Genomic DNA, 20,274 nt, shown 5'->3' with positions numbered 1-20,274 from the left:
ATTCATCTTTCCTCGCCTTATCTGTTCCCTGCCTTCTTCATAATTGGGATTCGATGCGATAATCGATCTTAGTATGTATAACGAAGATGACCTCAGCGTAATTGAATCGGAAGAACAGCTAATCAGTTCGCCAGATCCTCTTGAATCGGAAGAGTTGGAATCCCAAACTCCACCTCCCGATCCAGAAGCGATGCTGAGACTGTTGACCAGTTCGGAAACGCCACAACGAATGCTGGCGGCAAGAGCGTTTTGCGAGCTTCGCGACGAACGCGCTATTCCTCACCTCATCCGATTGCTAACCGATGTTTGCCCCTTGGTGCGGGTAAGTGCTGCCTATGCTTTGGGGCGCAATACCAGTCCCGATGCTGTCGAACCTCTGATTGCTGCTCTCAATAACGATTGGAATGGCTACGTTCGCAAAGGAGTTGTTTGGGCATTAGGGAACTGTCGCGATCGCCGTTCGCTTCGCCCGCTGATTCACGCTCTCAAAACGGATATTTCTGCGGTGCGTCTCTGGGCAGCCAGTAGCTTAGCTCAAGTCGCTAAACTAGAATATGAAGACATTATCGCTGCCATTCCTCCTGCGATCGAAGCTTTAAGGCGAGATCCAGTCGCCGCTATCAGAAGTAACTGTGCTTGGTCGATCGGGCAATTGTGTCGCGAACTACCTTTGAATGTTATTTATGCAACGGCGATCGACGCTCTCCTAGAAGCCTTAGTTGAAGATGAAGATTTGGGCGTAAAAGAAGATGCTAAGGCAGCCTTATTAAAGGTAGGCGATCCTCGCGGTCTTCAAATGATTGAAGATTTAGAACTAGAAGGGCTAATTTAATCGGTGACCAGTAACCAGTTACCAGCGATCGGTTCAAAGACTCGTCCCTTAATTCTCGGTATTAGTGGGGCTTCGGGATTAATTTATGCAGTTCGAGCCATCAAGTTTCTTTTGGAAGCCGATTATGCGATCGATGTCGTCGCCTCAAAAGCGACTTATATGGTTTGGCAAGCGGAAAACAATATCCGCATGCCGCCAGAACCAGATCTACAGGAGCAATTTTGGCGAGAGCAAGCAGGAGTTCCTTCTAGGGGCAAGCTTCGCTGTCATCGTTGGGGAGATGTAGGTGCGACCCTTGCTAGCGGTTCTTTTCGCACGCTGGGGATGCTCGTCATCCCTTGTAGCATGAGTACGGTGGCAAAACTGGCGGCAGGTTTGAGTTCCGATCTTTTGGAAAGGGCGGCTGACGTTCAACTTAAAGAAAATCGCCCTCTGGTAATCGTTCCCCGCGAAACCCCTTTTAGTTTGATTCATTTGCGCAATCTCACCACCTTGGCAGAGGCAGGCGCTAGAATAGTTCCGGCAATCCCTGCCTGGTATCACAACCCACAAACGATTGAAGATTTGGTCGATTTTGTGGTAGCTCGCGCCTTAGATCAACTAGATATTGACTGCATTCCCATCAATCGCTGGCAAGGACATTAATCTAAGGGCGGAGGGAGGAGCAAGGGACAAGGAGACAAGGGAGTGTGGGGAGACAACTAACCACTAACTACTAACAACTATCCATTAACCACTAACTGATTATGCGGTTACTAATTTTATTGCTGGTGCTGGGTGTTGGAATTGTCTTTTTCTTGCAAAATCAGCAGGCGGTTACGTTAGTCTTTTTTGGCAATCTCGCTAGGGTGACGCTGCCGATCGCGGGTTGGGTTTTATTATTTATCGCTGCGGGGGCTTTGACTAGCCTTTTCTGGCGGCTGTTGTCTTCTTTAGGAAAACCATCCGTTCCCCGAAATTTTGAGGCAACCCGATCGCGATCGTATTCTCCGCCGCCGCCTTCCCCTCAGTCTCCCCAGATGTCTTCGGACTATCGTCTGCCACAAGATGATTCGCGATCGCCCGCACAGACTCCCCCATCTTCTTACAGATCGGATTGGGAGAAGGATTACCAAGAGGAGTGGGATGATTGGAATGTTCAAAAGCCTGCTCGCGAACCCATTATACGAGAACCCGTCCGCGATTTCGTTCGCGAAGTTCCCCGCGAACCCGCACGAACAGAGGAACGCGCAGTCGAAGATAGCGCTCGCCAGCTAGAAGAAGACAAATCTACTGTTTTTGAGGCAGAACAGCAACCCAAATCAGCAACCCGCACGGGTTCCGTTTATTCCTACGTCTATCGAGAACCCAAAGATAGGCAAGACAAGGAGGAAAGCAAACAAGATAAACAAGATAAAGAGGAAGACAAAAGCGATCGCGTGTACGATGCTAACTACCGAGTGATTCTCCCTCCTTATCAGAACGCCCAGGAGCAACAGACGAGAGAAGACGAGGATGAAGAAGACTGGATTTAATTAAAAGTTTTGTTATTTTTTATTTAAAAAGATTGAGATCGCAAATAAAAATTCTAAATCGTGCCTTTTCTACTGACCGAATTCAGTTCTTGCCTGCTCTACAATTTCAACCGTAACCTTATCTAAATTCGCAGCGCGAGCTAGTTCTTCTATCCTTTGACGAGCTTGAGTTCTAACAAAAAAGGGGATGTTTTTTAGCTTTGCCTTAGCTTCAGTCGTCCAAGGCAGAGTATCGCTAACATCATATTCGCTCATAACTTTCCTTCACTAGTTATCTTATTTAATTTTATCGATTTTTAATTAGTATAATCTTTTTCTGTCGTTTTTTGTACGGGCGGTTAGGAGCAGGGTTATTTCATTCTGATTGCAGTTAACCAAGAAATGAATTTCTTGGCTCAAAATTTAAGTCCGTCTTATAGGACTTAAGGGATTAGACAGAGAATTGATTCTCTAGCTTTCGAGAATGAAATAGCCCTGGATTAGGAGCAGGTTTATCTTGTTTTGTGATATTTTGTTTCTATTTTTTATTAAACCTGCCCCTACGATACCCAATCGGATGAATTTACTATTATTACTGAATATTTCTAATAACTTCAATAGTTTGTTCCCACAAAAAATGATTAGAAGTTGCTAAAACTTCAGTCGATTCATGGTTTAGTTTGTTGCCCGACCAATCTGTGATAACTCCTCCCACGCCTTCAATAATAGGAATGAGAGCGCAAAAATCATAATAGTTCATGTCGGATTCTAGAACGACTATAGGCATCGAAGACCAGCCCGAAGCTAGTGCCGCATAATTATAACAATCGCCGCCAAAAGCAGTGCGCTGGCAGACTTTTTGCAGGCTTTTTGCTATTGCTTTTTGCCTATCTGTAATAAACATAAAAGGAGTGGTAGAAATCAAACAAGCTTCTGTTAGTTTGCTATCTCTATCTCGTGCATAGGTATTGACAAGCGATCGCTGATTAAATAGAGTCGATTTTCCTTTTATGCCAATCCATCTTTCTTGCATAATTGGCTGATTAATAACACCAATTAATGGCTCATTAGTTTCTAAGTTAACTAACCCGATTAACGTCCCAAAACTTGGAATTCCTCTAACAAAAGATGCCGTTCCATCAATAGGATCTAGTACCCAATATCGCCCATTTTGAGAGGGAATATTTTCTCCCTCTTCTCGAATAATGCCATCATTTGGGGCTTCTTTTAAAATGATTTCTACCATTGCATTTTCTGCTTCTTTATCAGCAATCGTGACAATAGAAGAAATTGCTCCTGCTTTAGTTTCTGCTTCGATGCGAGGCTGTCTGAAGTATTGTTTAATGATTTCTCCAGATATATCGGCTAATTTTTCTGCTAGCTCGATTAGTTGAGTTAAGTCATCCATTATTTATTTTTGTGCTTTTATTTGCGCGATCGCTGTCAATAAACGATCTATCTCTTCATCGGTTCCGATAGAAATTCGCACGTAGTTTAAAATGCGAGGATGCTTAAAATACCGAACTAAAATTTTGCGTTCTTTTAATTGAGCATAAAGTTCTGCGGCACTCATCCATTGAGGCGAAGCTAGGACAAAGTTAGAGTCAGAATCAAACACAAAAAATTCTAGATCTCTTAAAGCTGCGATCGCGCGGCTTCTCGTTCGACGAACTTTTTGCCAGATAGTTTGAAAATAAGAATGAGATTCAAGAGCAGCCGTTGCTAAAGTTTGCGATAGGCGATCCAAATTATAAGAATCTCGAACTTTGTTCATCTGTTCGATTAAACTTTGGGAAGCCATGCCAAATCCTACTCGCATTCCTGCCAAACTATAACTTTTTGACATGGTACGGCTAATAATTACGTTGTCATATTTTTGGAGAAAATCGAGATGATTTTCATCTGAAAAATCAACATAAGCCTCATCAATTACGACAATTGCTGTCGATTGAGCGCAGGTTTTTTCAAGATAGTCGCGGTTGAGATGTTTTCCGACGGGTGGATTGGGAGAAGCTAGAAAAATTAGCTTTGCTTCGGGGCAAATAATCGGTTCGCTTAACGCAAAGTTTTCATCGGTAGGAATTTCTATAATCGATGCGCCGTGGATTCTTGCTAGCGTGTCATATAAGGAATAGGTTAGATCTAAAAATGCGATCGCTTCCCCAGGATTGACAAAGGTGCGGATGGCGATACTTAAAATGTCATCCGAACCATTCCCGGCGATAATATTATCCGCAGATACTCCAAAAACAGCCCCTGCCGCTTTTCTAAGCTTTGTCGAAACTGGATCGGGATATAATCTTAGCTTGGGTAATTCCGCCTGTAGCGCATCAAATATCTCTGGCGGCGGAGGATAAGGATTTTCATTCGTATTGAGTTTAATGAAATCATTGGTTTGGGGTTGTTCCCCTGGTACGTAACCTGGTGTTTGGAGTACGCATTCTCGAATCGGTAACATTCTATTTTTTTATCGCTGCGATCCTGAGTATATCTTCAAACAGAACCGACTGGAATCTAAGAGGACACCCCAAAAGTCCATTTTGTCATTCCCAGTCCAGTAAAACGTAACGAAGAATCTCTGTTTGGAATTGGCATGCTAATATTATTTCTAAAGAAGAACGCTACAGATGCTCATTAAAAAAGCTTTACACCGAGAACTGCTGACTAATTGCGAACTAATAATTGCGAATTACTAATTGAGATAAGATGTTTCGCTTCGCTACTGCTACGCTCAACATGACAAAGTGCTTTTCAGACTCCGCCGCTTACTTGGCGGAGTACCTTGCACATTCTTTACTTTTGGGACAACCTGTAATCCCCTTGTAGATTTTCGATCTCCCTTGACAGGGCAAGCTATTTCATTCTAGTAGCCGTTAAACTGGTTTTCCTTGAGGAAATTAATAAGAGGGCGATCTCAGCAGTTTAATAATACACCCCCATTTTTTTTAAATTCTCTGTAAAAAGTAGCTGTAAAAAGGGATTTTTTAGTGATGCAATCGCCCTCAATGCTGACTACAATCGATCGACCTCACTTGCTCTCCTATACCACCCACGATTGAATCAGCTTAAAAAGCCCCGATTCTTCTTCACTGTCCCATGCTTGAGGCGGATCGGAAGCCACTTCGCACATAACTATCAGCTTTCCAGTTTTCTCTTGAAAAACCGTTTCAAACTTATCAAATTTGCCCGATAACTCTTCTTTTTCCAATTCCTCTTGTAGGTCTACTGTAATCGTGGCGCGACTGCCAGATTTATCCCGATCTATTGAAACTAAATCTTTTAATTCAATAGCTTTAGTCAACATATATTTTCCCCTCCCTTTAATAATTTCCCTTTTACTAAAATTTTACCTATTGAACCTTTCTTTTTGTTCTTTTTTTTACAAGATTTGATATAAAAAATGATCGAAAAGCAAGAAAAAATATTTTTTATATTCAGCTAAAAAATCTTATATTTCTTGCTATTTGTCGATATTTTTGGATTTTAGTAGCCATTTATTTACATTATGGAAAAGAGCGATAGGCTACTGCCTCTAAAACAACAATCGCGTTAAAATAAAACACAAAACCCGCCTGAGCGGGCTTTGTTTTAGTAACGGGGTTAACCGATCGCTTATCGCTTGGCTAGTTTCTTTGCTGCCATCTTCCGCAAGCGAATCGACTTCGGCGTGATTTCTACTAACTCATCGGGTCCGATATATTCTAAAGCCCTTTCTAAACTCATTTCTACAGGCGTTTGCAACTGGACTAATTCGTCTCCCGTCGCCGAACGGTGGTTAGTTAGCTGCTTGGTTTTGCAGACATTCAACTCCAAGTCTTGCGGGCGATTGTGTTCTCCAACGATCATGCCTTTATAGACTTTTGTGCCGGGAGTAATAAAGAATACTCCTCGATCTTCCGCATTTTTCAGGGCGTAGAAAGTGGCAACTCCCTCTTCAAAGGCAATCATAACTCCGTTGTAGCGGGTTTCTACTTCGCCAGAGAGAGGACGATATTCGAGGAAACTATGGTTCATAATGCCTTCCCCGCGCGTTAGGCGGATGAATTCGCCTCGGAAACCGATCAATCCTCGCGCTGGAATGACAAACTCTAGTTGAGTGCGTCCGTTGCCACCAGCTTGCATATCTTGCATTTCTCCCTTGCGCTGTCCGAGGCGTTCGATGCAAGAACCAACTGCTTCGTCGGGAACGTCTAGAACGAGATATTCAAAAGGTTCGCAGGGCTGACCGTTGATTTCGCGGTAGATGACTTGAGGCTGGGAGACTTGGAATTCATATCCTTCCCGACGCATGGTTTCAATGAGGATGCCTAGATGGAGTTCGCCCCGTCCAGAAACCATAAATTTGTCAGCAGAGTCCGTTTCTTCTACTCGTAGGGCAACGTTGGTTTCCAGTTCTCGGAAAAGGCGATCGCGCAGTTGTCGAGAAGTAACAAAGTTCCCCTCTTGTCCGGCGAAGGGAGAATCGTTGACCGAGAAGGTCATCTGTAAGGTAGGTTCGTCTACCTTAATCAAGGGCAATGCCTGCGGATCTTCGGGAGAAGTAATTGTCTCGCCAATATTGGCATCGGCAAACCCAGCTACTGCGACGATATTACCCGCACTGGCTTCTGTCAACTCGACGCGTTTTAGACCTTCAAATCCCAGCAATTTTGTGATTTTGGCTTTGATAATCTCGCCCGTATCTTTGATCAGTGCCGCTTGCTGTCCTGCTTTGAGTACCCCGTTGTGAATTCTGCCAATGACGATTCGCCCTAAATATTCAGAATAGTCCAGGGTGGTCACTTGCAATTGTAAGGGTTTGTTGGGATCGCCGGCTGGTGGGGCTACGTGGTGCAGGATGGCTTCAAAGAGGGGCTGCATATCTTTCCCTTCGTCTTCTAGGTTCTCTTTGGCGAAACCCGCTAAACCAGAAGCATACAGAGTCGTAAAGTCGCATTGATCGTCATCTGCCCCTAATTCTACGAATAAATCGAAGACTTTATCAACTGCCCGGTCGGGTTCGGCTTGAGGGCGATCGATTTTGTTAACGACGACGATAGGACGCAAACCTTTTTCTAGGGCTTTTTTGAGTACGAACCGAGTTTGGGGCATGGGACCTTCATTGGCATCGACAATTAGAATGCAGCCATCCACCATTCCCAAAACCCGTTCGACTTCGCCGCCAAAATCGGCGTGTCCGGGAGTGTCAACGATATTGATTAAAGTATCCTTGTAGCGAACGGCAGTGTTTTTTGCCAGAATTGTGATGCCCCGTTCCCGTTCGAGGTCGTTGGAGTCCATGACGCAAGTAGGCACGTCTTCCCCTTCGCGGAAAATTCCGGACTGTTTGAGAAGGGCATCGACAAGGGTAGTTTTGCCGTGATCGACGTGGGCAATGATAGCGACGTTGCGAATGGGAAGAGACATAGGAACTATGGGTTAAAAGTTATGTATTGAGAAGTATAGATTTCTTAATAATTCTATCTAAAAAATAGCCTGTTATTGTAAAGCCTTCTTGAGTGACAGCCAAAATTTACTACAAATGTAGTACTTTGAAGGTTTCGTTACAAAGATTAATTAATAGGGCAGACAACAAGCGATACAATGCTAAATCCCTAGAGATTGTCTTTTGTTAGGCTTGGCGTACTTGGATACATTCTCATGACTCAGATAACGCTTAATCTCGTCCAAGGTTCGGTCTCGTTTAGTTTTACCCCTGAAGCAGCTAGAAAATTGAAGCAGGAGATCGATCGCTTAATGCAAAGTCTCAAAGCGATCGCGGTTAATACTTCTAGTGGCGGTAGGCCGACTCCCCAAAAGTCTATGGAATACCGCTACACTGGCGATGTTTTTTTAGAAGTTTTCTGCAATCCCAATATTTACCCCAGTCCCTTTGCTGCTAAAGTGCTTCTAACCGTTCGCGACGATCGCGTGCGACTGATGACGGAAGCAGAACTAACTCGCCTCATTGAAGATGTGGAGAGGTATTTAGACAATTTAGGGCAAACTTGATGCCTGCCCTCATAAAACAAATCGTTTGGGGATTAAATTTTTTTGATCCCGTTTCTTTTTTAGAAACAAAATCTGGTTTTTCTAGTCAAAACTCTTAATCGTTTTCCCAGCTCTGATGGCTTAAAAGATCGCCGATGCGATCGCGCAGCAAATAGTCGCATTGTTCCAACTCGCACTCCACGCATACCCACTCGCGAGCGGGAATATATTGGCAGAGGGTATAGATAGGCTGTTTGCGGCTAATAATTCCTTTTTCTACCAGTTGACGAGCCTCTTCTCTAATGACTTCAATGGTATAACGAGTGGGTTGAGAGGTAGATAACGTACCAGTACTCATAGGAAGCCTGACTTTTTCGTTAAGTAGGGGCTAAAGTTAATAATAATCGAATCGGACTATCAAACAATCATTTTTCTGCTGTATCCTTAGTTACAATTTTCGGAGATTTTTAAACAAAAGTTACAGGATTGATTTTTTTCTTTACAAACACGTAAGAGAAAATATATGCTCTAGTCAGTTAGACTAGGGCTATCTATGGTCTATTCAAGACTAATAACGGTAGTTTTTCTAAAGTGTTCGACAAAGATCGGCAGAGCTTGAACTTTAAGGGTTAGTCGTTTTCCCAGACTTCGCAAGCAATTAAATCTCCAATGCGATCGCGCAATAAAAAATTGCACCTGTCTAGCTCGCATTCAACACCTACCCACTCGCGAGCGGGAATGTACTGGCAAAGCGTGTAAATCGGCTGCTGACGGCTAAGGACTCCCTTCTCTACCAGATGACGAGCTTCATCTTTAAGCGTCTGGAGCGAATAATGATTTGAGGCAGGCGATGGTAGGGTGTTAATACTCATAGGAGGTTTCATATAAAAGAACAAGGCATATGACTAATTACCTACGTCCAATATAATCCAATTCGCGTGAGCAAGAAAATGAATTTCTGCTGTATATTAAACTACATTTTGTTATCAATTTCTCGATTGATATAGACTGCTCCCTTACCTGTCAAGAAAAACAGCAGTCAGCAAAGGGATTTCAAAAAGTCATCAAATATTGACAAAACGCGATCGCTTTTGATTGAAAGTCAGAGATCTGAGCTTATTTTGGTTTTATCGAACACCGAGGATGATAGCCGCCATTAGTGCAAATAAAATTAATTTGACTATCGCTTAAATTTTTCACGTCTGTAAAATCGACTCCCTCGATATTCGCTTTTGATTCGACGGAAGAGGAAGCGTTCAGAAATGGTTCGGAACTGGTGGAGGGATGAGTGACAAACAAAACGCCTTGAAAATTAGCTCTGGCTAAATTAGCGCCTCGCAAATCGGCATTGCCGAGATTGGCGTTAGCGAGGTTAGCATTTTGCAATTGAGCCTTCTGTAAATTGGCTCCTGCCAACTGAGTCGAACTCAAATCTGCGCTTTCGAGATTGGCTTGGCTAAAATTGACCTCAGACAAATCCGAACCACTCCAGTCAGATTGAAACAGATTAGCCGAAGCAAAATTTGCCCCTAGCGCCCGAACCCGACCTAATTTGGCTCGTCGAAGATTGGCGCGAACGAAGGTCGATTCCGCCAAATCTGCCCCCGTTAAACTGGCGCCTTCTAAATCCGCCTCAGTTAGATTGGTTTCTAGCAGTTGTGCGCTGCTGAGATTGGTTTCTAGCAGTTGAGCGCGAGATAAATTGGTGCGGTTGAGCGTCGCTAGCATTAAATTCGCGCCTTGGAGAGGAACATCGCTTAAAAAGGCTTCTGCCAAATTGGCTTCTCTAAGGTCGGCACCGCTGAGATCGGCGATCGCATCGTCGAACGTACTCAAAAGCCTATCTTCTCCAGCACTGGCGAAGATAGTGCCCCGAAAGCTGGCTTGACTTAAAAGTGCGCTGCGCAAATTCGCCCCCGATAAGTCGGCTCGATCTAAAATTAAAGCAAAATCGCTAGATTCCGTTACCATCCCGCCGAGATCGATGCGCTGGAGATCGGCGCTGCTAAGCCGACCGCTAGAGAGAACGAGCAAGCGAGCGATCGCTCCTTTCGTCGCTCTCAGGCGCAAGGCAACCAACCGTCGTTCTTGTGGGGCATTCTCAAGAGAAAGCGATTGAAGCTGGTTGGATAGAGATTGATTTAACTGCCGCAGGGCGGGTAGTGCCTTCAAGCCCACACTTTCCATGGCTCGTCCAATCGCATCCATTAAAGCCGGATTGGTTTCCTGTCCCAATAAATCGACCAGTAAGGAAAGGGCGCGAGGATCGTCGAGTCTTGCCATTGCCAGAATAACCGACTTGCGTTCCTCCAAGGGATCGGTCGCAGTGGAACTCAAGCGATCGACCAGCGTCAGAAACGCTTCATTCTTGTCCGCTTCAGACTGTCGCCGATCTGCCTTGTCTTGAATGTAAACTTGCGTGACGACAAAGGTCGCCAACACGAAACTCATCCCTGCCAAGGTAAAAATTAACAAAGTCGTCCCTGGATGTTGGCGCATCCACAACCAAAATCCCTTTTGACGTTCCTCGCTCTCTGGCGGCAGGACGACGGCATTGAGGACATCTGGAGGCAGACGGCGATGGCTGTTGTCTGCGATCGCTTTGGGGTTATAAGGCTTGACTTCTACCGTTACAGACCGATTGGGCGGTCGAACGCGCTGGCGGCGGGAGGAAGCTTGGATATCGACGACAACGGTTTTGGCAACTCGGTCGTGCAGGGGACGACGGCGAGAAGAGCGCAAAAGGATTCCGCCTTCGATCGCGATCGCGACTCCTGCCAACCCCGCCAGCAGTCCCAAATTGGGAAATGCCCCAGAGTATCGCCAGAGCAAGTAAGCGGTTCCCAAGGGCAATCCCCATTTACCTGCTCCTTCGCGCACGACTGCCCGCAATAAACCGGGTGGTTTACCAGAATCGGCGATCGCTCGCACGCCAAACCAGCGCTTGGGTAAAGTTTGACCGGTTTTGCCCAAAATATAGAGCTGCCAGCTCGTCAGGACGACGGGGCTAGTTAAGGCGACCCACCACAACAAATTGGTTAAAGGAGCAACTTCGGGTTGACTCTGACGGCGAGGCAATCCCAAAGTCTGCGCGATCGCTTTCTCTGCGTTGGCTAGCACGGGGTTGAGCGGCACGCGATCGGCACTCGAATGAGATTCGATGTAAACGCCGAGGCTATAGGGGATAACCGCGCTAGCAGCCACTAGATAAACTTCTAGCGTCCATGCTGCCAAGCGTCTTGGAAGCAGGGGAATGGCTTGTAGTAACAACAGATAAATTGGTTTTCCTTTAGCTCGATCTTTACCTCTTTTGATGGGTGGGCTAGCCATAAATTCAGTTATCAGTGATTCGATTTTGAATTTTGGACGTTGGATTTTGGATTGGTCAAAAGTCTTTTGTCATTTGTCATTCGTTATTGCTTAGTAGTCGGTCTTGTTCTCCTTCTCCCTTGTCCCCAACTCTCCCAACTCTCCCAACTCCCCCCACACTCCCCATACTTCCCATCTCTCCAATCACTGGTTGGGAGAACGGGAAGTCGTCAAGAACCTGTAAACCAGATAGAGAATGACGGCAAAGACAGCGGTACTCAATAGAGAGGTGACTATCTGAAAAATAGTACTCACAATGGAAAACGCGATCGTCAGCGCGACAAGGGTTACGATTAATCTCCCAGCAGGCGGTAGACCGTCGAACCATACTTTGATCCGGTTAAAGGCGTTTTCTATCTCCCCAGAAGCGTTCGTTGAATTGACAGAGGACGGGGAAGAATCGGGATCGACTTCAACTTCTACATCTTGAAATTTGCGCTCCCAATCGGAGTTATTTTGAGAACTCATAAGCATTTTTGGATAGAGGTTTCTAAATCCACTCTAGATCGACCGTCCTCTCGTTGAATCAATATTGCTAAAAACTGTTATCTAATCGTCGATCGCGGCAAGCAGTCAGCGAGAAAAACAAGTTTCGCCAAGCTAGACGCGCGATCGTCGATAGCTAGAGACGATGGAGCCAGGAGGATTTGTTCCTGCCATAGCGGGATCGGGCGGAACGAACCGAGCAATCTCTAGCCTAAATAGATATCGGATGATAAATTGAGAAGCAATAAATTGGGGATAAAATTAAGACTCAGCTTTTTCCTCTGAAAAAATATTGGGATTCGCTCTTAGCGAGCTGCCTTATTTATGCGAACTTTTCTTTTCATTTGGATAGGACAAGTTGTCTCTTTATTAGGTTCCAAACTAACCGAATTTGCTCTCGGCGTCTGGGTGTATCAGCAAACGGAGTCATTAACCCAGTTTGCTTTTGTGGTTTTGTGCATGTACCTTCCCAATCTGCTCGTCTCTCCCTTTGCCGGAGCGATAATAGACCGCTGGGATCGCCGTTGGGCAATGATTTTGAGCGATTTGGCGGCAGGAATTAGCACCTTGACGGTCATGGGGCTGTTATGGACGAATAGCTTGCAAGTTTGGCATATCTATCTAGTCGTGATGGTTGTCTCTTTTGCCGATGCCTTTCAGATCCCCGCTTATACGGCTGCAATCGGACAACTCGTTCCCAACGAACACCTCAGCCGCGCTAATGGTATGGTACAAATTTCCAAAGCGATCGCCAAGATTGCTGCCCCGTTCGTTGCAGGTTTCTTAATCGAACTCGTCGCCCTCAAGGGCGTTCTCCTGATTGATTTCTGTACCTTTACCGTTGCCGCCTTCACCTTGCTATTAGTTCGCTTCCCCACTCTCAAAACTGCTTCTACCTATCCAATCGAGTCACAACGACTATGGCAAGAGATCGTTTCTGGCTGGCACTACATCCTCGCTAAACCTAGCTTACTCGGCTTAACGAGCTACGTGGCGATGATTTATTTCACCATGGGAATGCTTGAGGTTTTATTCTGGCCCTTTATTTTAGATTTCTCCTCTAGTGCCGATCTCGGTCGCGTTCTCTCGATTGGCGGTTGCGGGATGCTTCTCGGCGGTTTGACCATCAGCATTTGGGGAGGACCTCAACGACGAATTTACGGCATTTTTGCTTTCGTTCCCGTACAGGGAATGGCTTTGCTATTGGGAAGCTTGGATGCTTCTCTCTATCTTGCTGCTCTGGGCATTTTTGCTTATTTATTCGCTCAACCGATTATTATCAGTTGCAATCGCGCTATTTGGCAGAGCAAAATCCCTCTCGGCTTACAAGGTCGGATCTTTGCCTTACAGCAAGCTCTAGAGCGATCGCTCTCCATCCTAGCCTATGTCATTGCTGGTCCTTTAGTAGAGCGCGTCATCAGTCCGTTTGTGGCTTCCGATGGTTTCTTAACCACTGGTATTGGTAGACTCATCGGTACGGGAATGGGACAAGAAATTAGACTTCTGTTATTCGCGATGGGAAGCATCCTGATTTTTGTCACGCTGGTTGTCTGTCAACTGCCTCAACTGAGGCGCATAGAAGCCGAGTTACCCGATGAAGGAGATGCGGCTCTTGCAATGGTTAAAGCGCGATCGACGATTTAATTTATACTCGATTGCTAGCCCAATTTAGTCAAGTTACTCGATGAAAATTGCGATTATTACCTCTGGCTTTCTCCCTGTTGTTGATGGAGTGACGGTTAGCGGACTCTACAGACTGCAAAAGCTGAGTCAGTGGGGACATCAGGTTCTATTATTCTGTCCCGATTACAGCGCGTTGGCACACATTTACCCAAATTGGAAAGACTACACGGGCGAAATTTTACCCGGCGTGAGAGTTATTAATCTAGAGAGTACGCCTTTTGTAGACTTAGACTTCGAGCGAAATGTTAGTCGCAATTCTTACCAAACGCTCCGACAAGAATTAGAAAAGTTTAAACCCGATATTGTCCACGTTGACGAACCAGAACGCTTATGCGTCGGATTTTGGCGCATTCCTGGCATCGATTATGCAAAAAAAGCTGGCATTCCCTGCGTCGGTTTTTTTAGAACTAATTTTTTAGAATATCTCGACGATTTTGCCGCTTTTCCCATCGGCGGTATGACAGTTGCTTTGCCCGATTGGGCTATGGCGTTCGTAAAATTCCTGTTTAAAAAATTCCTCTGCTGGGTTTACAATGCCTATGACGCTACCCTGATTCACAATACCGTCATCCATCAAAAACTGATCGAAATTGGTATTAAAAATACGATCTACGAAAATTTAAACGGTTTCGATCCCGATAAATTTACTCCCCATCTGCGCGAAGAAGGATTTTTTAAGAAGAATTTTGGCTTAAGCGAGTGCGATCGCAAGGTAAAATTAGTTTTTTTAGGACGTCTAACGCCGGATAAAGGCTGGAACTTTACTATCTCTGCCTTTCCCAAAGCAGCGCGATACATAAATCCCCAAGACATCGCGCTTCTGATTATAGGCGACGGTCCCATGCGAGAGGAAATTGCTAGCCGACTAAAATCCTTGCTTCCCCACACCCATCTTCTTGGCAGAGTTTCCCCCGAACGAATCCCCGCCCTTTTAGCCAATAGCGACATCTATGTCACGACTTCGGAAAAGGAAAATCGAGCGCTGACTATTATAGAAGCTTTAGCCTCTGGACTACCCATCTTAGCTCCTCGCGCTGGAGGAATACCGCAAGACGTTCGAGATGGTTGGAATGGATTTTTGTTTGCCCCACAAGATGCAAACGATTTTGCGAATAAGCTCAAAACGCTGGTAGAAAATCCTGCCCTGCGACAAGAAATGGGAGCCAAAGGAAGGCAATATATTGAAGAATACAACAGTTGGGATAAAACCGTACAAAATTTGCTCGCGATTTGGGAAAAACAAATTGCCAAGAAAGCCAAAGCTATTGCTAAATTTAATTAAAACTTTTTAGAAAAAGGATGGAACAAAAGGGAGACTTCTGCGACGGGGGAACTGGGGTGTGGGGAGTTGGGAGAGTTGGGAGAGTTGGGGACAAGGGAGACAATTAACTACTAATACCATTAATACCATTGTTCATTCATTAATGACAGAGATGGTCGATCGCCCTCACCCCCAACCCCTCTCCCTATTTGGGAGAGGGGAGAAGAATGTCGAGCGCGAAAACCTGAAAATTGGTATAACTACTAACCATTAACTACTTCCCAATCCAAAATCTGCGGAACGCAGTCGCCGCACGCCGCTGGAATTGACGAAGTGCTTTTCAGGCTCCGCCGCTCACTTGGCGGAGTACCTTGCACTTCCAGCACAACGGCGACCAAAATCTAAAATCCAAAATGGGATCGCTAGTAACTGATTTCAAAGTTATCTTCTTGCTTCTCGAAAACTAGCGATTAAAAGAAAGATAATCCCAATATTAATAAAAATATCGGCTAAGTTAAAAACAGGAAATTGAATCAATCGAAAATCGAGAAAATCGACGACATAGCCAAATAAAAAGCGATCGATTCCATTGCCGAAAGCCCCAGCCAAGACAAAGCCCCAGCCCAACTGTTCGATCGCTTTTAGTCTTGGTCCCCACCAAGCATAGCCAATCAACCCCAAACTAACCGCCAGAGATAGCCAGCGCAACCAACCCGATCCTCCTGTAAAAAAACTAAAAGCTGCTCCTGTATTTCTTACATAGGTAAAATGAAAAACTCCTGCCCACAAAGACCAGGTTTCATGTAGTTCGAAATTCTGCTCCACCCAGTATTTTGTTAATCGATCTAAAATCAGACCAACAATTGCAACAATCCAGAAAAAACGATTTTTTAACATTTTAAATTGAGAATTTAGTGTTGGTTGCAAACGATTTAAAGACTACTAACCAACAACTTTTAATTAATCATTAACTCAATAAAATAATACCCGACGCAAAACGAAAGCAATAACTGAGACAACGCAGATAAGAACCATTTGACCCGGTAAAGGTGCAATAGAGTAGCGATTAATCAATTGTGGCAAATTTTCCAGAGAAACGAAGAGATCGCCTGCCGAATCAAAGAAAGATAAACCGACCAGATAGATTAACCCGCAAAAATGGATCGCCAACAAACCGCAGAGGGCGCTACCTGCCAAAGACTCTAATTTTGTCCTGTGACGAAATGCGATCGCACCGCACAACCAAGCGCCAGGAATAAATCCTACTAGATAGCCAAAGCTAGGCTCTCTAACATATTCTAGACCGCCACCGCGACCAAAAATTGGCAACCACAACAATCCAAGGACAACATAGACAATTTGAGAAAGCGCTCCGGCATTTTTCCCCCCCAAGCATCCTGTCAGCAGGACTGCACCAATCTGGCAGGTAGTACCGAGAGACTGAGAAAACATCCCTCGATCCGCCCAATCCCAAGGCGGATTAGTAATAAATGCTTCAATAAACGTCCCGAAAATGGTCAACAGCAGACCAATTAGCGCCCAGAGAAGCTCGTTGAGTCCTGACACGTTGATGATTAGTTCTCGATTCTGAAAGAGATGTTTTCTAGCGTGGGTTCGTCGGTTGATCTTCACCAGGAATTAAGGCTTGACTGCTTTGCAGTCTTAGGGATTCTAGCACAGCATGCTCCTCTTCTGAAAATTGTTCCAACAGTATTGAGGCAGCGTCCGATTAGCATGACATTAATTCCGGTTTTTAGTTCCGCGAGCCTGGTTCTTCTTTTATTAATTGCGAACTGATAATTGCGAACCGACGCGGACTCCCACGAAGTGGAGGAGCATCGGCGAATGGGTTAATTCTTGCTCTCCAGAATCTTGACTCGAACAGCTTCCTCAGAGAAGTTGTACGTCGCGTTAATCTAGCATCCCTTAAGCGACAGTGGCAAACAATTGTTCCCAATCCATTGGCGCTGCATCGGGTCGAGCGACTATCTCTACGATTTTATTGCGTGCTGTGGGTTGCATCAGAGATTCTACGCAAACTTGTGCTACCTTAGTCCGCGAGATACTGCCATCAAACAGGGTATCTGCTGATGACATCACAATTGAATCTGCGTTATCTTCATTTTTAAGACCGCCGGGGCGAACGATTGTATAAGTTAAGCCGCTGTTCTGGAGATACATTTCTCCCTGTTTCTTCCAATAGAGAATTAACCAAAACAAGTTAAGAGGATGAAAAAATTTGGAAGTGCACAAAGAGGAAACCAAAACAAAATGTTCGATTCCTTTGGCTTTGGCAACATCAACCAAATTTTTTACGCCTTGATAATCCACTTGATAAGGGCCGGTGGGATCTAAGCTGGGTTTAGCTCCCGTTGCACACAGAAGAACTGTACTGTCGGCAATGGCTTCTCCCAAAGTTTCTGGCTTGAGGACATCGCCAAGGACTAGCTCTGCCTGTGCTGGCAAAATTTCTTTTCCTGCCTCCAAATCTCTTACCAAAGCTCGAACGGGAATATTCTTAGCGACTAAAGCTTGTACGATTCGCCGTCCTGTTTGTCCGGTTGCTCCTGCTACAAATGCTTTCATGTCAATTTCCTGTACTCTTGTCTAGTTTTAATCTAGCGAAGATCGCTGATTTATATTTGGTTTTTACGAGTCAAGGAAAGCTTATAACGAATAGCCGGAAAATGCCATTCATCAATTGAGGTAAACATAGATTGTTGTTAAAGGGGATTTTATGCAGTGCAAAGCGACTAACCATCAAGCAATTGATTTCTCTCAAAAGCCTTATGATGAAACCTTAAATTTAGAGGAATCATCAACCACTCTAGAAGTAGCAAAAGCTGCGACTGTCCGCTTTCAAACGCATTTTGAAGGTCATATGGAAATGTACGGCGATGCTCGATTGGTGGCTGAGTATCTCGATGCCCATGAAGAATGGTTCTGTCGTTGCGCTCGACCGATGAAGGTAGAACCCATTGAAGACAATGGCTATATCCTGACAATTGGTAAATTTGGGGCTTTTGGCTATGAGGTAGAACCCAAAATTGCCGTCGTCCTTCAGCCTCCAAAGGACGCGATTTATAAGATGAATAGCATTCCAGTGCCGGATTACCAATCTCCCGGCTATGAAGTTGATTATCAAGCTTCGATGGAACTGGTAGAAATCCCCGTGGATTTATCAGAGTCGGGAATTGCTGCGGCTTTTAGAAAGAAAAGCATATCCAAACTGCCATCGGTTATTACTAAAGTTAGATGGCAATTGCACATGGATGTGGCAGTACAGTTTCCCAAGTTCATCTACAAGTTACCTTCATCTCTCATCCAAAAAACGGGCGATCGCCTACTTGCCCAAATCGTGCGTCAGGTTTCTCCTCGTCTAACTCAAAAAGTCCAGCAAGATTTCCACGCTCGCTTTAATTTACCCCTACCGCCCAAAAACGCCAGTGACTTGCAGAGAATTTCAATTTCTCAAGAAGAAGAGAATATGGCAGCTTAAGGGCGCTGTTTAGCTTTGCCCAAACAAAAGCGATCGCGCGGCTGCGCACCCACACATATTTGCTGATGCGCTTAACACATGTACATCAGCTTATACCATTTCTAAAAAAGAACGCTACAGATACTCCTCCATGAAAAAGCCTTATACCATTTTTCATTCATTAATGACAGAGATAGTCGATCGCCCTCACCCCCAACCCCTCTCCCAAACTGGGAGAGGGGAAAAAGATGTCGATCGCGAAAACCTGAAAATTGGTATTACATAGAGAGCTGCTGCCTAATTGCCAATTGTGAACCGCCCCGCAGGACGTTAGTCCGAGGAGCGGCGAATTGGTATTCGCTTTCCCACCTCAAAAAATCTCTGCACCTCTGCGCCTGTGGGCGAAAAATTACTTACTCCATCACGCTATTAAAGAAATCAATCGTTTCTTTCAACACCTTAATAAAAACATCAATTTCCTCGCGAGTATTGTAAAAAGATAAACTCACTCTTGCACTTCCCGATGCTTCAAATAGTCGATGCAATGGTTGAGTACAATGATGTCCCGAACGAATTGCGATTCCCTCTTGATCCAACAAAGTAGATAAGTCACTAGCATGAATTCCTCTTACATTAAAAGATACTAGCGCTGCCCTTGTTTTTCCATCTTTTGTAGGTTTTGGTCCGTAGATTCTCAAGTTAGGAATTTGCTCTAATTTCTCAAACAGATAAGTCGTCAATTCCTCTTCGTAGGCATGGATTTTATCCATTCCTATTGCGGTTAAATAATCGACGGCTGCACCGAGCGCGATCGCTTCGCCAATGGCAGGCGTTCCAGCTTCGAATTTATGAGGCAATTCTCCACAGGTAAAGTGGTCTAAAAACACTTCAGAAATCATCTCACCTCCGCCTAAAAAGGGAGGCATTTCTTCCAATAATTCTTGCTTGCCATAGAGAAAACCAACTCCCGTCGGAGCGCACATTTTATGACCGCTAGCTACTAGCCAATCACACCCTATTGCTTGCACGTCAACGGGCATGTGGGGAACGCTCTGGCAGGCATCAATTAAGACTTTAGCGCCATTTTTATGAGCGATTGAAACGATCTTTTCGACTGGATTAATACAACCCAACGTATTAGAAACATGAACGATCGCAACCAGTTTTGTTCGATCGGAAAGTAACGAATTAAACTGCCCTAAATCTAATTCTTCTGTATCTGTCAGTCCCACATATTTGATAGCAGCGCCTGTTTTTTGAGCGATAATTTGCCAAGGGACGAGATTGCTATGATGCTCCATCACCGAGAGAAGAATTTCATCTCCCTCTTTAAGATGATTGAGTCCCCAACTATAGGCGACTAAATTAATCGCTTCTGTCGCGTTGCGAGTAAAAACAATTTCCTGACGCGAAGCCGCATTGACAAATTTAGCAACTTTATCTCTTGCACTTTCATAGGCTTCGGTTGCTCTGACGCTTAAAGTATGAGCGCCTCTGTGAACGTTAGCATTATCGCGCTCGTAATAATTGCGTAGGGTATCGAGGACCGCTAGAGGTTTCTGAGAAGTGGCGGCGCTATCAAGATAAATTAGTGGTTTTCCATTAACTTCCTGATGCAAAATTGGGAAGTCAGAACGAACTCGATCGGCGAGAATTTTTTCTTGAATTAGAGTCATTTGTCATTTGTCATTGGTTATTGGTT

At 44.8% G+C, this 20,274-nt stretch carries 20 protein-coding genes; 7 read left to right on the top strand and 13 right to left on the bottom strand.

The features are described from left to right. The first annotated feature begins 73 nt into the window (after positions 1 to 73). The 3 genes from NIES593_RS01160 to NIES593_RS01150 all read left to right on the top strand — a co-directional run bounded on the left by NIES593_RS01160 (position 74) and on the right by NIES593_RS01150 (position 2,346). Positions 74 to 832 (top strand): HEAT repeat domain-containing protein, encoded by a 759-nt coding sequence (locus NIES593_RS01160; RefSeq protein WP_073597827.1) that lies wholly within the window; start codon positions 74 to 76, stop codon positions 830 to 832. Positions 833 to 835: 3 nt separating this feature from the next. Next, complete coding sequence (locus NIES593_RS01155) at positions 836 to 1,477, top strand: flavin prenyltransferase UbiX (protein ID WP_217651776.1); 642 nt, start codon at positions 836 to 838, stop codon at positions 1,475 to 1,477. A gap of 101 nt (positions 1,478 to 1,578) precedes the next feature. Continuing rightward, the gene (locus NIES593_RS01150; RefSeq protein ID WP_073597826.1) at positions 1,579 to 2,346 is read left to right on the top strand and encodes a LapA family protein; all 768 of its coding nucleotides are present in this window, start codon (positions 1,579 to 1,581) and stop codon (positions 2,344 to 2,346) included. Positions 2,347 to 2,415: 69 nt separating this feature from the next. Here the strand turns inward: NIES593_RS01150 and NIES593_RS01145 are convergent, their stop codons facing one another. From NIES593_RS01145 to typA, 5 genes are all read right to left on the bottom strand, one after another. Then, positions 2,416 to 2,601, bottom strand: a complete 186-nt coding sequence (locus NIES593_RS01145) for a PCP reductase family protein (protein WP_073597825.1) — start codon at positions 2,599 to 2,601, stop codon at positions 2,416 to 2,418. Positions 2,602 to 2,917: 316 nt separating this feature from the next. Further along, positions 2,918 to 3,733, bottom strand: coding sequence for an inositol monophosphatase family protein (locus NIES593_RS01140; RefSeq protein WP_073597824.1), 816 nt, complete (start codon positions 3,731 to 3,733; stop codon positions 2,918 to 2,920). A gap of 3 nt (positions 3,734 to 3,736) precedes the next feature. Continuing rightward, positions 3,737 to 4,783 (bottom strand): histidinol-phosphate transaminase, encoded by a 1,047-nt coding sequence (hisC, locus tag NIES593_RS01135; RefSeq protein WP_073597823.1) that lies wholly within the window; start codon positions 4,781 to 4,783, stop codon positions 3,737 to 3,739. Between the two features lie 582 nt (positions 4,784 to 5,365). Further along, on the bottom strand, positions 5,366 to 5,629 hold the full coding sequence (locus NIES593_RS01130; protein ID WP_073597822.1) for a hypothetical protein: 264 nt from the start codon (positions 5,627 to 5,629) through the stop codon (positions 5,366 to 5,368). Positions 5,630 to 5,937: 308 nt separating this feature from the next. Further along, positions 5,938 to 7,731 (bottom strand): translational GTPase TypA, encoded by a 1,794-nt coding sequence (gene typA / locus NIES593_RS01125; protein ID WP_073597821.1) that lies wholly within the window; start codon positions 7,729 to 7,731, stop codon positions 5,938 to 5,940. Positions 7,732 to 7,965: 234 nt separating this feature from the next. Between typA and NIES593_RS01120 the strand changes: the two genes are divergently transcribed. Then, positions 7,966 to 8,316 carry a hypothetical protein gene (locus tag NIES593_RS01120; protein ID WP_073597820.1) on the top strand — a complete coding sequence of 117 codons (351 nt, stop codon included), beginning with the start codon at positions 7,966 to 7,968 and terminating at the stop codon, positions 8,314 to 8,316. 94 nt (positions 8,317 to 8,410) lie between these two features. Here the strand turns inward: NIES593_RS01120 and NIES593_RS01115 are convergent, their stop codons facing one another. The 4 genes from NIES593_RS01115 to NIES593_RS01100 form a co-directional block, all read right to left on the bottom strand. Beyond that, entirely contained in the window at positions 8,411 to 8,653 is a 243-nt protein-coding gene (locus NIES593_RS01115) for a DUF4327 family protein (RefSeq protein ID WP_073597819.1), read from the bottom strand. Positions 8,654 to 8,924: 271 nt separating this feature from the next. Beyond that, complete coding sequence (locus NIES593_RS01110; RefSeq protein ID WP_073598040.1) at positions 8,925 to 9,167, bottom strand: DUF4327 family protein; 243 nt, start codon at positions 9,165 to 9,167, stop codon at positions 8,925 to 8,927. Positions 9,168 to 9,411: 244 nt separating this feature from the next. Next, positions 9,412 to 11,625, bottom strand: coding sequence for a pentapeptide repeat-containing protein (locus NIES593_RS01105; protein ID WP_073597818.1), 2,214 nt, complete (start codon positions 11,623 to 11,625; stop codon positions 9,412 to 9,414). Between the two features lie 183 nt (positions 11,626 to 11,808). Then, entirely contained in the window at positions 11,809 to 12,132 is a 324-nt protein-coding gene (locus NIES593_RS01100) for a hypothetical protein (protein ID WP_139253597.1), read from the bottom strand. A 342-nt stretch (positions 12,133 to 12,474) separates the two neighbouring features. Here NIES593_RS01100 and NIES593_RS01095 point away from each other — a divergent pair, with 342 nt between their 5' ends. Both NIES593_RS01095 and NIES593_RS01090 read left to right on the top strand, forming a co-directional pair. Then, positions 12,475 to 13,794, top strand: a complete 1,320-nt coding sequence (locus NIES593_RS01095) for an MFS transporter (protein WP_073597816.1) — start codon at positions 12,475 to 12,477, stop codon at positions 13,792 to 13,794. 40 nt (positions 13,795 to 13,834) lie between these two features. Next, complete coding sequence (locus tag NIES593_RS01090) at positions 13,835 to 15,115, top strand: glycosyltransferase (RefSeq protein ID WP_073597815.1); 1,281 nt, start codon at positions 13,835 to 13,837, stop codon at positions 15,113 to 15,115. A 420-nt stretch (positions 15,116 to 15,535) separates the two neighbouring features. Here NIES593_RS01090 and lspA read toward each other — a convergent pair whose 3' ends face one another. The 3 genes from lspA to NIES593_RS01075 all read right to left on the bottom strand — a co-directional run bounded on the left by lspA (position 15,536) and on the right by NIES593_RS01075 (position 17,680). After that, positions 15,536 to 15,991 (bottom strand): signal peptidase II, encoded by a 456-nt coding sequence (gene lspA, locus NIES593_RS01085; protein ID WP_015145956.1) that lies wholly within the window; start codon positions 15,989 to 15,991, stop codon positions 15,536 to 15,538. A gap of 75 nt (positions 15,992 to 16,066) precedes the next feature. Next, entirely contained in the window at positions 16,067 to 16,726 is a 660-nt protein-coding gene (locus NIES593_RS01080) for a biotin transporter BioY (protein WP_083602260.1), read from the bottom strand. A 294-nt stretch (positions 16,727 to 17,020) separates the two neighbouring features. Beyond that, entirely contained in the window at positions 17,021 to 17,680 is a 660-nt protein-coding gene (locus tag NIES593_RS01075; RefSeq protein WP_073597814.1) for an SDR family oxidoreductase, read from the bottom strand. A gap of 151 nt (positions 17,681 to 17,831) precedes the next feature. On the opposite strand from NIES593_RS01075, the gene NIES593_RS01070 reads away from it, so the two are divergent. Further along, positions 17,832 to 18,593, top strand: coding sequence for a DUF1997 domain-containing protein (locus tag NIES593_RS01070; protein ID WP_073597813.1), 762 nt, complete (start codon positions 17,832 to 17,834; stop codon positions 18,591 to 18,593). A gap of 392 nt (positions 18,594 to 18,985) precedes the next feature. Here the strand turns inward: NIES593_RS01070 and NIES593_RS01065 are convergent, their stop codons facing one another. Further along, positions 18,986 to 20,248, bottom strand: a complete 1,263-nt coding sequence (locus NIES593_RS01065; protein WP_073597812.1) for a SufS family cysteine desulfurase — start codon at positions 20,246 to 20,248, stop codon at positions 18,986 to 18,988. Positions 20,249 to 20,274 lie beyond the last annotated feature (26 nt).

Source organism: Hydrococcus rivularis NIES-593 (assembly GCF_001904635.1).
Lineage (GTDB): Bacteria > Cyanobacteriota > Cyanobacteriia > Cyanobacteriales > Microcystaceae > Hydrococcus > Hydrococcus rivularis.
Note: the sequence above shows the minus strand (reverse complement) of the source record. Positions and strands in the feature narration are given on the sequence as shown.

Excerpts from the sequence above, each read along its gene's own strand:
- NIES593_RS01115 (WP_073597819.1), bottom strand. The coding sequence starts at position 8,653 with ATGAGTACTGGTACGTTATCTACCTCTCAACCCACTCGTTATACCATT.
- NIES593_RS01095 (WP_073597816.1), top strand. The coding sequence starts at position 12,475 with ATGCGAACTTTTCTTTTCATTTGGATAGGACAAGTTGTCTCTTTATTA.
- lspA (WP_015145956.1), bottom strand. The coding sequence starts at position 15,991 with ATGTTAAAAAATCGTTTTTTCTGGATTGTTGCAATTGTTGGTCTGATT.
- NIES593_RS01150 (WP_073597826.1), top strand. The coding sequence starts at position 1,579 with ATGCGGTTACTAATTTTATTGCTGGTGCTGGGTGTTGGAATTGTCTTT.
- NIES593_RS01140 (WP_073597824.1), bottom strand. The coding sequence starts at position 3,733 with ATGGATGACTTAACTCAACTAATCGAGCTAGCAGAAAAATTAGCCGAT.
- NIES593_RS01120 (WP_073597820.1), top strand. The coding sequence starts at position 7,966 with ATGACTCAGATAACGCTTAATCTCGTCCAAGGTTCGGTCTCGTTTAGT.
- hisC (WP_073597823.1), bottom strand. The coding sequence starts at position 4,783 with ATGTTACCGATTCGAGAATGCGTACTCCAAACACCAGGTTACGTACCA.
- NIES593_RS01070 (WP_073597813.1), top strand. The coding sequence starts at position 17,832 with ATGCAGTGCAAAGCGACTAACCATCAAGCAATTGATTTCTCTCAAAAG.
- NIES593_RS01160 (WP_073597827.1), top strand. The coding sequence starts at position 74 with ATGTATAACGAAGATGACCTCAGCGTAATTGAATCGGAAGAACAGCTA.
- NIES593_RS01105 (WP_073597818.1), bottom strand. The coding sequence starts at position 11,625 with ATGGCTAGCCCACCCATCAAAAGAGGTAAAGATCGAGCTAAAGGAAAA.
- NIES593_RS01130 (WP_073597822.1), bottom strand. The coding sequence starts at position 5,629 with ATGTTGACTAAAGCTATTGAATTAAAAGATTTAGTTTCAATAGATCGG.
- typA (WP_073597821.1), bottom strand. The coding sequence starts at position 7,731 with ATGTCTCTTCCCATTCGCAACGTCGCTATCATTGCCCACGTCGATCAC.
- NIES593_RS01090 (WP_073597815.1), top strand. The coding sequence starts at position 13,835 with ATGAAAATTGCGATTATTACCTCTGGCTTTCTCCCTGTTGTTGATGGA.
- NIES593_RS01145 (WP_073597825.1), bottom strand. The coding sequence starts at position 2,601 with ATGAGCGAATATGATGTTAGCGATACTCTGCCTTGGACGACTGAAGCT.
- NIES593_RS01110 (WP_073598040.1), bottom strand. The coding sequence starts at position 9,167 with ATGAGTATTAACACCCTACCATCGCCTGCCTCAAATCATTATTCGCTC.
- NIES593_RS01100 (WP_139253597.1), bottom strand. The coding sequence starts at position 12,132 with ATGAGTTCTCAAAATAACTCCGATTGGGAGCGCAAATTTCAAGATGTA.
- NIES593_RS01075 (WP_073597814.1), bottom strand. The coding sequence starts at position 17,680 with ATGAAAGCATTTGTAGCAGGAGCAACCGGACAAACAGGACGGCGAATC.
- NIES593_RS01065 (WP_073597812.1), bottom strand. The coding sequence starts at position 20,248 with ATGACTCTAATTCAAGAAAAAATTCTCGCCGATCGAGTTCGTTCTGAC.